Origin of the sequence: Jeotgalibaca sp. PTS2502 (genome assembly GCF_001975685.1) — a bacterium.
GTDB classification, from domain to species: domain Bacteria; phylum Bacillota; class Bacilli; order Lactobacillales; family Aerococcaceae; genus Jeotgalibaca; species Jeotgalibaca arthritidis.
Window position 1 is genome coordinate 712,775 of the sequence record NZ_CP019433.1, and the last position, 14,643, is coordinate 727,417.

Consider the following 14,643-nt stretch of genomic DNA (forward strand, 5'->3'; position numbering starts at 1 on the left):
TATAGCACACTCTATAGTGAACTGATTTTTAAAATAGACCGGTTACTGTACCATCTTCTAAAACATCCATGTTTAAAGCTGCTGGCTGTTTCGGTAAACCAGGCATCGTTAAAATGTCACCTGTTATGGCAACTAAGAAACCTGCACCAATTTTTGGTACAAATTCGCGAATCGTAATCGTAAACCCTTCTGGACGAGCAAGCTTAGATGGATCATCTGATAAAGAATATTGCGTTTTTGCCATACAAACCGGTAAATGTTCCCAGCCATTACGGTTAAATTGCTTGATTTGTGTTTCAGCTTTTTTACTATATTGAACATCAGAACCACCGTAAATGGTTTTTACGACGCGAGAAATTTTCTCTTTAATCGTTGTTTCATCAGCCACATATAAGGGACTAAAATATGTTTCTTGGTCGCATGCACGGACAACAGCTTCAGCCAATGCAATTCCGCCATCTGGGCCATTTTCCCAAACAGACGCTAGCACGCACTCAACACCCATTTGTTGGCAAGCTTCTTGAAGGGCATCAATTTCTTCTTGAGTATCATGAACAAATTGATTGATTCCAACAACAACTGGAATACCATAAGACTGCATATTTTCAATATGTTTTTGAAGGTTAACGAAGCCGGCCTTAACTGCTGCAACATCTTCTGTATCTTTCAATTTATCTTTAGGAACACCACCGTGCATTTTCAATGAGCGAATCGTCGCAACAATGACAACGGCATCTGGGTGCTTACCTAAAACCGGTACTTTAATATCTAAAAACTTCTCAGCTCCTAAATCAGCACCAAAACCCGCTTCAGTTACAACGTAATCCGCTAATTTCAGGGCTGATTGAGTCGCAATGACACTGTTACAGCCATGAGCAATATTTGCAAACGGTCCTCCATGAACGAAAGCTGGTGTATGATAAAGGGTTTGAACGAGATTTGGTTCAAGGGCATCCTTTAAAATGAGTGTTAAAGCTCCTTCCATTTTTAAGTCACGAACGGTCACTGGCTTACGGCTTGTATTGTAACCAATCACAATATGAGCTAAACGGTCTTTTAAATCATGAAGAGAAGTCGCTAAACATAAAATGGCCATAATTTCGCTAGCAACAGTAATATCAAAGCCATCTTCTCTGGGTACACCATTCGTTGGGCCACCTAAACCGATAACAACGTTTCTCAGCGCACGGTCGTTAATATCTAAGACACGTTTCCACGTAATGCGGCGTTGATCAATTTGTAGCGGATTACCTTGCTGGATGTGGTTATCGATAAAAGCGGCTAGGGCATTATTTGTTGCTGTAATGGCGTGCATATCGCCAGTAAAATGAAGATTAATTTCTTCCATTGGCTGAACTTGCGCATAACCACCACCTGCAGCTCCGCCCTTCATTCCCATCGTTGGCCCCATTGACGGTTCTCTTAAAGCAATCATCGTTTTTTTACCAATTTTAGCTAGCGAATCGCCAAGTCCAACTGTCATCGTTGACTTTCCTTCGCCAGCTGGCGTCGGGCTAATAGCCGTTACTAAAATTAATTTGCCATTTTCTTCTTGACCTAAGTCTTTTATTTTATCCCATGATAATTTAGCTTTATATTTACCATACTGTTTGATGTCATCTTCCCCAAGACCTATTGTCTTTGCAATGGTCATAATCGGTTCCATTTGGTTTTCCTGTGCAATTTGAATATCAGTTTTCAATCAACTCAACCCCATTCGAATTATTTTATTCATTTTACCAAAGTTTTGAATTAAAAAATATCTATATTCTGTTCTTCTTTTTAATCTTTTCCTCATTCATTTAAAACTGGTCGGCACAAACTGAAAATAAGGTTCGCTATCTCTTTTATTCAAAAAAATAAAGACGCCATTTTCTGGCGCCTCCTATTTATACTATTGGTGCAACCCAATATCATTTCGATAAAAACTATCAGGAACAGTTAACTGTGTGAGTTGTTTATAAACCTGGTCACGGCATTTAGAGAATTCATTCGCTTGAGCTGTTACCATCAAAATTCTGCCACCATTAGCAACTAGTTGGTCATCGTCTTTGCTAACACCGGCGTAACGAATGGCATCAGCTACGGTTTCTTCGGTTAGCTGAATCGGCATACCACGCTTATAGTCTTTTGGGTAACCTTTTGCCGCTAAAACAACCCCAAGGCTTTTTTGATCAGACAAACTGATTTTAAAAGGTTGCTGATTAATATGTGCCAGTGTCACATCATAAAAATCATCCTCGATTAAAGGTAATAGAATTTGTGTTTCTGGATCACCAAAGCGCGTATTAAATTCGATGACATAAATGCCTTTCTCAGTTTTCATCAACCCAGCATATAAGACACCCGTAAATGAACATCCTTGGCTAACCATTTGATCGATAACCGGTTGGATAACACTTTGATTTACTTCATCCAGTAATTCATCAGCCCAATCAACAGGTGCATAGGCCCCCATGCCGCCTGTATTTAAACCTTTATCGCCATCGCCAACTCGCTTATAGTCACGAGCTGTTCCGACCGGAATGGTATGCTTGCCATTAACAAGAACAAAATAAGAGAATTCTTCGCCGACTAAGCACTCTTCAATGATGACATCCGACTGATGGTCAATCATCATCGCCTTTAGTGTTAGCTTAGCATCTTCAAAATCTGGTGAAATAGTTACACCTTTCCCTTGTGCAAGACCATCTTCTTTTAAAACAATTGGAAAGCTTTGCTCAGCTAAATACTCTAAAGCATTGTCGAAATCGTCTGACTTAAAGTAACGATAGGCTGCCGTTTTAACATCAGCTTTTTCCATAACAGCCTTCGCAAAAGCCTTCGAAGACTCCAATTGAGCAGCTTCCTTAGTTGGTCCTACAACCGCTAATCCCTCTTCTGAAAAACGGTCTACAATTCCTAGATTTAAAGGAACTTCAGGACCAACAAATGTAAGAGAAACAGCTTCTTCCTTAGCAAAATGAAGTAATGCTTCAATATCCTCTACAGTTATAGCAACACATGAAATGGCTGCTTCATATTCATTAGCTGATTGAACCATACCTGGATTACCTGGGGCAACAAAAACTTGGTTAACGTGCGAACTTTTGGCGTACTGCTTAGCAAGAGCATGCTCTCTACCGCCTGCTCCTACCACTAAAATGCTTGTTTTGGTCATAAGTGGCCGGCTCCTTTTTTAATGTTTGAAATGACGGATACCCGTTTTTACCATTGCCATAGCTGCTTCATCACAGGCTTTGACTGAATCACTATCTTTTAGAGACCCACCCGGTTGAATAACGGCAGTAACGCCGTATTGGTTAGCAAGTTGAACGGTATCGTCCATTGGGAAAAAGGCATCACTAGCCATAACTAATAGCGTATCATCTAGAGTTGTTAACGCTTCTTTAGCTTGTTCTAACGCAATTTTAGCAGCGCCAACACGGTTCATTTGGCCTGAACCGATTCCTAACGTGCGATAATCATTTGTTATTACAATGGCATTACTCTTCACGTGTTTACATACTCGCATACCAAAGCTCATTGCTGTTAATTCACGCTCTGTCGGTTGGCGCTCAGTCATCGTTTCCCATTGGTCAAATTGTGTTAATTCTTTTGAATCATCCACATTTTGAACAAGTAAGCCACCAGAAACTGAACTATATTCCCATTCTTTTTGGTCATGCGACTCTGGAAAGTTGAGGGTCATTAAGCGAAGATTTTTCTTTTTCGCTAATAATTTGAAAGCATCCTCATCAAAAGATGGTGCAATAACAATTTCTAAAAAGATTGTATGTAGCTTTTCAGCTAACTCTAAACTAACAGGACGATTGACAACAACAATTCCACCAAAGATGGAAATCGGATCTGCTTCAAAACAACGATCAAAAGCTTGTTCGACATTGTCTCCAATAGCGACACCACAAGGATTCAAGTGTTTGACAGCTACAGCACAAGCTTCTGGGAACTCTTTAATGATTTGAAGGGCCGCATTAGCATCTTTAATATTATTGTACGACAGTGCTTTACCATGCAATTGCTCTGCTCGAGAAATACTATAGTCAGGCGCATTTAATTGCGTATAGAAATCAGCTTCTTGGTGGCTATTTTCGCCATAACGAAGGCTTTGGTTATGCTCGTAAGATAAAACTAATTGTGGCCAATTCGCTTCTTTTTCTAATGGCTCAAACGATTCTGTTAAGTAATTAGCAATTAGTGAATCGTAGTAAGCTGTTAATTGGAAGACCTTTTTAGCTAAGTATTGTCTAAAAGCTAAGTTTGTTTGACCAGTTTCATCTAATTGACTAATCAATTGATCGTAGTCTCTTGGATCTGTTACGACTGTGACAGATTGATAGTTTTTAGCTGCACTTCTCAGCATGCTTGGACCACCAATATCAATGTTTTCAATCGCATCACCCAATGTCACATCAGCTTTCGTGATTGTCTCTTTAAAGGGATATAAATTAACAACAACGACGTCAATTGGTAAAATCCCATGTTCTGACATAGCTGCTTGATGCTTTTCGTTACTTCTAAGTCCTAACAAACCACCGTGAATTTTAGGGTGAAGTGTTTTTACACGACCGTCCATCATCTCTGGAAATTCCGTTACACTTTCAACGGCTGCTACTGGAATACCGGCATCTTCTAATGCTTTTAACGTTCCACCTGTACTTAGAAGAGATAGACCAGCTTTTATTAAACTTTTGGCTACTCTTTCAATTTCTGTTTTATCTGACACACTGATTAAGGCATAACGTTTGGTCATGAATATGCGCACTCCTTTTTCGTTACTTGTTGAATAATTTCTGGGTAAAGTCGGTGTTCAATTTGGTGAATTGCTTCTTCTAGCGTTTCTAAATCCCATCCATCTTGAATGGCTACTTCTTCTTGGGCAATAACGGGGCCCGTATCAATGCCGTTATCAACATAATGAACCGTTACACCCGTATGAGTAGCTTTTGCATCAAAGGCCTCTTTAATGCTGTCTTTACCCGGATAAGCTGGCAAAAGCGATGGATGAATATTCAAAATGCGATTAGGGAATCGATTCAACAATGGTTGACCAATGATTCGCATGAAGCCTGCTAAAACAATCCAGTCTACTTGATGTGTTTCCAAGAAAGAAAGAATAAATCCTTCCCACTTCTCTCGTGTTGCACATTGTTGTGGTGCACAAACAAAGAATGGAATATTATGTTCGATGGCACGCTCAATCACGTATGCATGCGGATTATCACAGAATAGACAAGCAATTTCAGCGTCCAAGCGACCTTCTAGTGACGCTTGGATAATAGCTTCAACGTTAGAGCCATTTCCTGAAGCGAATAAAGCGATTCTCATATTAGTTTGATTCCTCCATTGTTAAGATAAGATCTTTGTCATCAACTTTCTGACTCATTTCACCAATAACAACTGCATCTGGAATATGTTGGCAAACTGTTTCAACATCTTCCTTTGCAACTGCAGCGATCATTCCAATCCCCATATTGAACACTTGATACATATCATCGGATGATACATTCCCTAGTTCTTGAATGAGCGAAAAAATTGGATGAGGTTGCCATTTAGATGTATCGATATGAGCCGTTAATGTCGTTTCATCAAACATTCGCGGCAAATTCTCAGGAAAACCACCGCCTGTAATATGAGCAAGGCCTTTTATCAGTCCTCTTTTTAATAGTGGTAGTAAATCATTAACGTAAATACGAGTAGGGGTTAGAAGATGATCAATCAGAGACTTTCCGTCTTCTAGTAATTGATCATATTGCCAATCATTATCCTTGAAGAACACCTTTCTAACGAGAGAAAAACCATTAGAGTGAATGCCAGAGCTTGGAATCCCCACTAAGACATGGCCTGCTTCGACCTTTGTCTTATCTAGCATTTTTTTACGGTCAACAATGCCGACGCAAAAACCAGCTAAATCAAAATCCTCTTTACCATAAACATCTGGCATTTCAGCTGTCTCACCTCCAATTAAAGCAGCACCAGCCTCGACACACCCTTGTGCCACTCCAGAGACAATCGCTTCAACCGTTTGAGGGTCATTTTGACCAACTGCTAAATAATCCAGGAAAAATAATGGTTCTGCACCTTGAGCTAATACATCATTCACACACATTGCTACGCAATCAATGCCAATCGTATCGTACGTTTTTGATTGTTGAGCAAGGATAATTTTTGTCCCAACGCCATCCGTTCCAGAAACAAGAATAGGCTGCCCATCTTTATGGTTTGATAAATCAAATAAGCCTCCAAAGCCTCCAACTTGAGACATCACTTCAGGACGGTTGGTACGTTGAATATGTTTTTTCATGCGTTCAACTGCTTCATACCCCTTCTCAATTTGGACACCAGCTGCTTCATAAGCAGAATGCTTACCTTCAGTCATCAACATGTTCCCCTTTCAAAATTTTCTTTTGGATGGTTGTTAATTGTTTTTCTAATCCTTCTTGATAATCACCTAATGGCGCAGGATAATCGCCTGTAAAAGCAGAAATACATATTCCTTTATGAGGTGCGTCAAAATTTAAGCCGATACTTTCAATGGTTCCCTCTACCGATAAGAAGGACAAGGTATCTGCACCTAGATAATCTGTCATTTCAGCAACAGTCATGTTAGCTGCTAGTAACTCTGAACTGGTACTCATATCAATCCCATAGTAATTTGGGAAACGGAATGGGGGGCTCGTGATACGAACATGTACTTCACGCGCACCCGCTTCTCTTAACAATAAGATTAGGCGTTTCATCGTTGTTCCTCTAACAATCGAATCATCCACAAGGACAATTGATTTACCTTCTACAACTCCGACAACAGCAGATAGCTTTTTACGAACACCTTGTTCTCTTAATTCCTGAGTTGGTTCAATGAACGTTCTTGCAACATATTGGTTTTTAACAAGTCCCATTTCATATGGTATACCACTCTGTTCAGCGTAACCTGTTGCAGCAGATAAGGATGAGTTTGGCACACCGATCACCATATCCACTTGAGCTGGTGGAGCCTGCTCAAGTGCTAATTGACGACCCATGGCTTTTCGGGCACTGTGGACGTTAATACCAGCAATATCAGAATCTGGTCTTGCGAAATAAATATATTCCATTGCTTCAATGGCAATCATCGTTTTGTCCGTATAAGAACGGATCGTAATCCCATCGTCATTAATAATAGCATAGTGACCAGCATGAATATTTTGAACAAATTCAGCGCCAACAACATGTAGTGCACAGCTCTCACTCGTTAAAATGTAAGCACCATTCTTCATTTTCCCAATAACAAGCGGACGGAAGCTATTTGGATCAACAACACCAATTAAGGCATCGTTTGTTAGAATCGTATAGTTAAAACCACCTTGTATTTGGTGAAGCGCATCCTCTAATTTTTCATAAAAATCATCTTTTTTACTGTGACGGATTAGGTGAATTAACACTTCAGAATCAGATGATGAGTTAAAAACAGCACCTGATTCTTCTAGTTCTCTTCGTAAACTCTGAGCATTAGTAATATTACCATTATGAGCCAAGGCAATATCTTGGTCATGAAAATGGAACAAAAAGGGCTGGAAGTTATTTAAATTGTCGTGTCCACCATTTGTCGCATAGCGAACATGACCAATCGCACGGTCTCCTGTTAACGATTCTAAATCTTCTGCATTTTTAAAGACGTGGCTTAACAAGCCAATCCCTCGGAAATTTTTTAATGCTTGACCATCACCACAGCTAATACCTGCTCCTGCTTGCCCACGATGTTGGAGGGCATGTAAGCCGAAAAAGGTAACGCGATTAGCTTGAGGATGATTCCATACGCCAAAAACACCGCACTCTTCATTAATGCTTCTGCTGTGATCCGATTCCCACTCCATAGAGAGGAGACTATTGTCTTTTTCATAAAAAAATGGGGGTACTACTGCTTCGTTTTCTAAGCTTTTAGAAGACATGGGATAACCTCTCTCCACTTGGTCTCAATATCAGAACGTTTAAATGCTATGTCAGTTTCATTTGTTGATAATGAGATTTCATCTGATTTCGTCACGCTACCTAGAACGGCAACAGGAACATCTCCTGGGATAGACGCTTCGAATTGGTCTTTCTTATCTTGGGGTACAGTAACAATAAAGCGTGACTGTGTTTCGCTAAATAATTGAGCATTATTTAAATCTGCTTTAACATCAAATCCAAACTGAGTTGTAAAAACAGCTTCCATTAATGCTGCAGCAAGCCCACCTTCAGAAATATCATGCGCACTTGTTAAGAAGCCCGCTTGGTTAGCTTGGCGAACGAAAGCTTGATTTTGATATTCTTGTTCCATATCAAAATCAACTAAGCCAGAAATTTGACCGACTTGTACTTTTTGAATGAGTGAACCCGCATAATTATCTTTTGTTTCACCAATAACATAAATAACATCGCCTGCTTGGTTAAAGTGTTGCGTTAAAACATGATCAACATCTTCAATCAATCCAACCATTCCGATTGTTGGTGTTGGATAAATAGCACCATTTTTATTTTCATTATAAAGTGACACGTTACCTGAAATAACTGGTGCATCGAATCGTTCACAAACTGCTGAAATACCTTTTGCAGATTCTTGTAGTTCGTAGAAGATTTCAGGGTTTTCTGGGTTACCAAAGTTCAAGCAGTCGGTAATAGCTAGTGGGTAGCCACCTGAAGCAACAATATTTCGAGCTGCTTCTGCTACTGCAATTTGTCCGCCTACATATGGATTTAAATAAATATAACGGGCATTACAATCTGCTGTCATCGCTAATGCTTTACGTGTGCCTCTAATGCGGACAACCGCTGCATCACTACCAGGTCCCACAACAGTGTTTGTTCGAACCATTGAATCGTAAGTTTCATAAATCGGTGCTTTACTTGCTAAATCAGCCGTTGTTAATAGATTAAATAAACTCTCTTTTAAATCATCCACTTTTGGCACAAATGCTGCTTCTGTTTCGTATTGACTCATACGGGCAGGCTTGGTTGCTTTATTTTGATAAACAGGAGCATCTTCTGCTAGAGAATCAACTGGAACATCTGCTACTAATTGACCACCTTGGAAAACTTTATAACGATCGCCTTCTGTTACTTCACCAACCGTCACAGCATCCAAATCATAGCGTGCAAATAATGCCTCTACTTCTTTTTCATAACCTTTTTCAACACATAACAACATTCTCTCTTGCGATTCAGATAGTAAAATTTCATACGGTGTCATACCTGTTTCACGTTGAGGCACATCGTCTAGATTTAATAAGATACCCGCACCTGCCTTAGATGCCATTTCAGAACTAGATGATACAAGACCAGCAGCACCCATATCTTGGATTCCCACTAAGTGGTCGTCTAGTTCTTTAATTAATTCCAGACAAGCTTCCATTAATAGTTTTTCCATAAATGGATCGCCAACTTGAACCGCTGAACGTTGACCACTGTTTTCATCACTAAATTCTTCACTCGCAAATGTTGCGCCATGAATCCCATCACGGCCTGTCTTAGCGCCAACATACATAATGGCATTCCCAACACCACTCGCTTGCCCTTTTTGAATATCAGCATGGTCAATAATCCCTACACACATAGCATTTACTAGTGGGTTACCTTCATAAGAAGCATCAAATTTCGTTTCTCCACCCACTGTCGGAATACCAATACAGTTTCCATATCCGCCAATACCATCAACAACACCAGAAAAAATACGTTTTGTTTGTGGATTGTTTAATTCACCAAAACGCAAAGAATCTAGCATAGCGATCGGTCTTGCGCCCATACTAAAAATATCACGGATAATACCACCAACACCTGTAGCAGCCCCTTCATAAGGCTCAACTGCTGATGGATGATTATGGCTTTCCATTTTAAAAACAACTGCTTGTTGATCGCCAATATCTACAATTCCAGCACCTTCACCAGGCCCTTGAATAACTTGTTTTCCTTTTGTAAAGAATGTTTTTAAAACAGGTTTTGAGTTTTTATAAGAACAGTGTTCACTCCACATCACCGAATATAAGCCTGTCTCAGTGTAGTTAGGTAAACGACCTAAAATTGTTTGAATTAATTCAAATTCTGAATCTTTTAATCCCCATTGGCGAAAAATACCTGATTTTTTTACGTCTTCCGGCTTCATAGCTTGTAACAGCATGTTGATCCCCTTTCTTACTACCATTTTTTATTTATGAACGAGCGTTTTAGCTAGTGATTGGAACAGTTTCAAGCCGTCTTTGAATCCGAGTATGTCTTCAACTGCTCGCTCTGGGTGAGGCATCATGCCAAGAACATTACCAGCTTTATTTGTAATTCCAGCAATATTAGCTAAACTACCGTTCGGGTTATCATCCGATGCGTAGCGGAATACAATTTGGTTATTAGCTTCTAATTCAGCTAATGTTTCTGGATCACAGTAATAATTTCCTTCAGCGTGCGCAATAGGTAATGTAATCTCTTCGTTTTTTTCATAAAGGTGGGTAAATAATGTGTCATTGTTTTCAACAACTAAACGTTGTGGTTTACAAACAAATTTCAAATGAGTATTTGAGTGAAGGGCTCCTGGTAAAAGACCAGCTTCTGTTAAAATTTGGAATCCATTACATGTTCCAAATACAGGTACACCGGCTTCAGCTTTTTGAATAATAGCTTCCATAATGGGTGCAAAGCGTGCAATCGCTCCACAACGTAGATAATCCCCATAAGAAAACCCACCAGGAATTAAAATCGCATCATATTTATCTAAGTTGGTCTCGCGGTAGTCGACATATGAGACATCTTCTTTTAAGACAGAATCAATCGCCTCAAATAAATCAATATCGCAATTAGATCCAGGAAATACTACTACTGCAAATTTCATCTTATGCCTCCTCGATTTCGTAACGGTATGATTCCATTGTGACATTTGCTAATAATTGATCAGCAATGGCTTCGATAGTACGTTCAACTTCTGCACGATCATTTTCTTCAACTGTGATTTCAAAATATTTACCCATTCTTACAGATGCAACAGATTGATAATCAAGTTGATGAATGGCCTTCTTAACAGCTTCCCCTTTAGGGTCTAAAATTGATTCTTTATAAGTGATATAAACTTTTGCTAAATACATGACTTCACTCCTTGAATTTTTTGAATATTCGTTTTCTAAACCTTACATGATTAAATTAACATTAAACATTAAATAACTCAATAGCTTTAGCTAACATTTATTAATTGTTTTTATTTATTGTTCGTTTTTTACTCATTGTGATTCTTAACATTAATTTTTTGATCCCATAAATGACAAAAAGACGAATAAAGCAGATTCCAAATTAAATCTGCTTTATTCGTCTTTTAACGTTCAAATCGACTAGTCAATGTGTGTTTATGTGCTACCGATTCATTAAGGAGTGTTATATGCCCCATTTTCCGATTGTATTTGGCTTCGCCTTTTTGATAAAGATGAACATGTGCTTCTGGATAATCATGCCAGATAGATGGGATTAAGACTAAATCTTGTCCTAATAGATTGATCATATATGCATCCGCTAAGCAAGATACAGCCGCCAAAGGGCGACCGCTAACTGCTAAAATATGTTGGTCAAACTGAGAGACATTGCAACCTTCAATGCTGTAATGTCCAGAATTATGAGGACGCGGTGCTAACTCGTTAACAACGATTTCATGATTATTTAATACAAAAAATTCAATGCCCAAAACCCCTACTAATTGCGCTTTTTCAGCAATCTGGCAGGCAGATTGTGTTATTGCATCAGTGATTTCTTTCGAAAAATCCGCTGGAGCCTGACTTGTAAATAAAATCCCATCTTGATGATTATTTTCACTAATTGGAAATGTTTCGATACGCCCATATTGATCTCTTGCAACCATAATAGATGCCTCTGTTATAAAATCACAGAATCCTTCTAATATACAGTTCTGATTGACCAATGATAGCAGATTTGAGTCAGCTAGATTGCTTGCACTCTTAATAACCATCTGACCTTTTCCATCGTAGCCAAAGCGGTTTGTTTTCAAAACAGCAGGATAACCGGATTGAAGGAGTGCCTCTCTGAGGTCTTCTAATGAATTAATTTCCCAATAAGGAGCTGTTTTTATGTGAATGCTGTTTAGCCAACTTTTCTCTTTTAACCTATTTTGAGAATGTAACAAAAGCGACGTTCCTTGAGGCAAAGAAACTATCGATTCTATCTTTTTTAGGAGTTCCCCATTAATATTTTCGAACTCATAAGTCAAAACGTCTACTTTTTTACAGAAGTCTAACAGTGCTACTTCATCATCAAAACTTCCGACTTGATGCCAATTTGAAACCGCAAAGGCACATGACTCAGGATTAGGATCATAAGTCGCCACTTGGTAACCAAATTTTTGGGCAGATTGGGCTAGCATTTTACCTAGCTGTCCTGCTCCAATTATACCAATGGTTGATTGAGGAGCTAGTGGCTTAATCATAAGAGATCCTCCGTACTTTCTTCTGCCATTTTTTTCTGCTGGTTATTAAAGTCAGTTAAACGGTTTAAAAGGTCCTTGTCTGTTAAAGTGAGAATTCTGGCTGCGAATAAAGCCGCATTTTTAGCTCCAGCTGTTCCAATAGCCATCGTAGCAACCGGAACACCTCCCGGCATTTGGACGATTGATAGTAATGAATCAATGCCGTTTAATGTACTTGATTTTATTGGGACACCAATGGTCGGTAAGCTTGTTTTGGCAGCAATCATACCTGGTAAATGCGCGGCACCACCAGCTCCTGCAATAATGACCTGATAACCCTTAGATGCGGCCTCTTCTGCAAACTGAAACATTTGGTCTGGCATGCGGTGAGCAGAGACAACTGCTTTTGTATAGGGAACTTGAAGTTCATCAAGTAAGTCTGCACATTCTTTCATCTGCGTCCAATCTGATTTACTACCCATAACGATAGCAACTTTGGGTTGATTATAATCTGTCATTCGCTAAAACACTCCTTTTCATAGAAAGGATAGCATATTAATTGTTCTTTTTCCATTTAAAAACAAACTTTTATAAAAATGTTTTATTTATTGTTCGTTAATATGAAAAGTGATTAAATATGATTAAAACAAAAAAAGGCTAGATTTTTTACTAGCCTCTTCCTTAAATGGTTAATTATTATAAACTCTCTACTTCTGTTTTAACAGGTTCTGAATCGGTATGTAGGTCTGGTTGTGTTTGAAGTGTTTCATTCAATTCACTCAACTTTGACCCAACATTGTGGTTGCCAACATAGCTATTAATCAACTCTGAAACATCTAATCCTAACGTTTCCTTCAATGATTCTTGGATACTTGCTAATGTTCGAGTCGTATAGCCACTCACTTGTGAAACGCCCTTACCTTCACCGCCATCAATAATGGTTATCTTATCAATATTACTAATTGGTTCTGCAGCATTTTTAACAATTTCAGGGTAAACTTTTAGTAGCTCTAACATAATGGCTTGTTGTCCGTATTCTTTATAGGCTTCAGCTAGTTTTTGTGCTGCCTCAGCTTTGGCACGACCAATCTCAGCAATGTTTAAGGATTCTGCTTCCGCTTTAGCGCGTCCAACTTTGGAAATACTTTCAGCTTCGGCCTGCGCATTTAATTCAATTTCTTTAGCTGATGCTTCTGCATCTAGAATCCGTTTTTGCTTATCTGCTTCAGCACTTTGAACATCAGCATAACGTTTGGCATCTGCAGATTTTTCAACCTCAGCTTCTAACTTCTTAGCTGCCAAAAGAACTTCTTCTGTTTCAATTTCGATTTGTTTACGACGGTCTACTAATTCAATTTCTTTTTGTTTTTCAACTAATTGTTTTTTCAAGTCTGCTTCTTGTAGCTCATAAGCACGGTCCGCAATCGCTTGTTGAACATCTTGCTCTTTTTTGTATTCTGCTAGTTTTAATTGTTTATCTTTTTCAGATAAGGCAATTTCACTTGCTCGGCTGTTTTCAGCTTCTCTTGCTTGTTTCATCGCATCTGCTTTTTGAATAATGGTTGTCTTTTCAGCTTCAGCCTCAGCAATTTCAGCATTTTTCTTTGCTTCCGCAATTTGAGGGCGTCCCAAACTTTCTAAATAACCATTCGAATCAGCTACATCTTTAATGGTAAAGGATACAATCTTCAAGCCCATTTTTTCTAAATCGTGTGATGCTACTTGTTGAACTTGAGCCCCAAATTCATCACGTTCACGGTAAATTTCTTCAACCGTTAAACTACCAAGAATTGCTCGTAAGTGTCCTTCCAATACTTCTTGTGCTTCCTCTTCTAATTCGTGTGTTTCCTTACCTAAGTATTGTTCAGCAGCAGTAGCAATTTCTTCTACAGAAGAGCCAATTTTGATAATAACAGTACCTGTAGCAGAAATAGGAACACCTTGTTTGGTATAAACTTCGCTCGCGCCTACTTCTAACTTACTAGACATTAAAGAGAGACGTTTACCTTCTTGGAATATAGGCCATAAGAATGTCCCACCTCCACGTACAATTTTCATTTTATTATTTTCTTTATCGGTGAAGACATTTGTGCCATTCCCCAAAAAACTCCCACTGACAATTAAAGCTGTATCAGGAGAAACTGTCACGTAACGCCCAATAATGGCTACTAAAAATACGATAATAATAGCAGCTAAACCAATCCAAATAAATAAATCTTCCATTCAATATCACCTTT

The 14,643-nt window shown here is 38.9% G+C and carries 12 protein-coding genes; all 12 read right to left on the minus strand.

The features are described 5' to 3' along the window. Positions 1-28: 28 nt before the first annotated feature. Positions 29-1,702 carry a formate--tetrahydrofolate ligase gene (locus tag BW721_RS03545; RefSeq protein WP_076766177.1) on the minus strand — a complete coding sequence of 558 codons (1,674 nt, stop codon included), beginning with the start codon at positions 1,700-1,702 and terminating at the stop codon, positions 29-31. Between the two features lie 192 nt (positions 1,703-1,894). Continuing rightward, a complete protein-coding gene (purD, locus tag BW721_RS03550) occupies positions 1,895-3,160 on the minus strand; it encodes a phosphoribosylamine--glycine ligase (protein WP_076766179.1) in 1,266 nt (421 codons plus the stop codon). Between the two features lie 18 nt (positions 3,161-3,178). Beyond that, positions 3,179-4,753 (minus strand): bifunctional phosphoribosylaminoimidazolecarboxamide formyltransferase/IMP cyclohydrolase, encoded by a 1,575-nt coding sequence (gene purH, locus BW721_RS03555; protein WP_076766181.1) that lies wholly within the window; start codon positions 4,751-4,753, stop codon positions 3,179-3,181. Then, entirely contained in the window at positions 4,750-5,328 is a 579-nt protein-coding gene (purN, locus tag BW721_RS03560; RefSeq protein ID WP_076766183.1) for a phosphoribosylglycinamide formyltransferase, read from the minus strand. Before purN ends, purH begins: the two co-directional genes overlap by 4 nt. 1 nt (position 5,329) lies before the next feature. After that, positions 5,330-6,379 (minus strand): phosphoribosylformylglycinamidine cyclo-ligase, encoded by a 1,050-nt coding sequence (purM, locus tag BW721_RS03565; protein WP_076766185.1) that lies wholly within the window; start codon positions 6,377-6,379, stop codon positions 5,330-5,332. Further along, positions 6,372-7,853, minus strand: coding sequence for an amidophosphoribosyltransferase (gene purF, locus BW721_RS03570; RefSeq protein ID WP_076768634.1), 1,482 nt, complete (start codon positions 7,851-7,853; stop codon positions 6,372-6,374). Before purF ends, purM begins: the two co-directional genes overlap by 8 nt. A gap of 56 nt (positions 7,854-7,909) precedes the next feature. Next, entirely contained in the window at positions 7,910-10,132 is a 2,223-nt protein-coding gene (purL, locus tag BW721_RS03575) for a phosphoribosylformylglycinamidine synthase subunit PurL (RefSeq protein WP_076766187.1), read from the minus strand. 27 nt (positions 10,133-10,159) lie between these two features. Next, the gene (gene purQ / locus BW721_RS03580) at positions 10,160-10,834 is read right to left on the minus strand and encodes a phosphoribosylformylglycinamidine synthase subunit PurQ (RefSeq protein ID WP_076766189.1); all 675 of its coding nucleotides are present in this window, start codon (positions 10,832-10,834) and stop codon (positions 10,160-10,162) included. A 1-nt stretch (position 10,835) separates the two neighbouring features. Next, positions 10,836-11,084, minus strand: a complete 249-nt coding sequence (gene purS, locus BW721_RS03585) for a phosphoribosylformylglycinamidine synthase subunit PurS (RefSeq protein WP_076766191.1) — start codon at positions 11,082-11,084, stop codon at positions 10,836-10,838. A gap of 224 nt (positions 11,085-11,308) precedes the next feature. Then, positions 11,309-12,427 (minus strand): 5-(carboxyamino)imidazole ribonucleotide synthase, encoded by a 1,119-nt coding sequence (gene purK, locus BW721_RS03590; protein ID WP_076766193.1) that lies wholly within the window; start codon positions 12,425-12,427, stop codon positions 11,309-11,311. Beyond that, positions 12,424-12,924 carry a 5-(carboxyamino)imidazole ribonucleotide mutase gene (gene purE / locus BW721_RS03595; RefSeq protein ID WP_076766195.1) on the minus strand — a complete coding sequence of 167 codons (501 nt, stop codon included), beginning with the start codon at positions 12,922-12,924 and terminating at the stop codon, positions 12,424-12,426. The genes purK and purE overlap by 4 nt, the downstream gene beginning before the upstream one ends. Positions 12,925-13,102: 178 nt before the next feature. Beyond that, entirely contained in the window at positions 13,103-14,629 is a 1,527-nt protein-coding gene (locus tag BW721_RS03600) for a flotillin family protein (protein WP_076766197.1), read from the minus strand. Between the last annotated feature and the right edge of the window lie 14 nt (positions 14,630-14,643).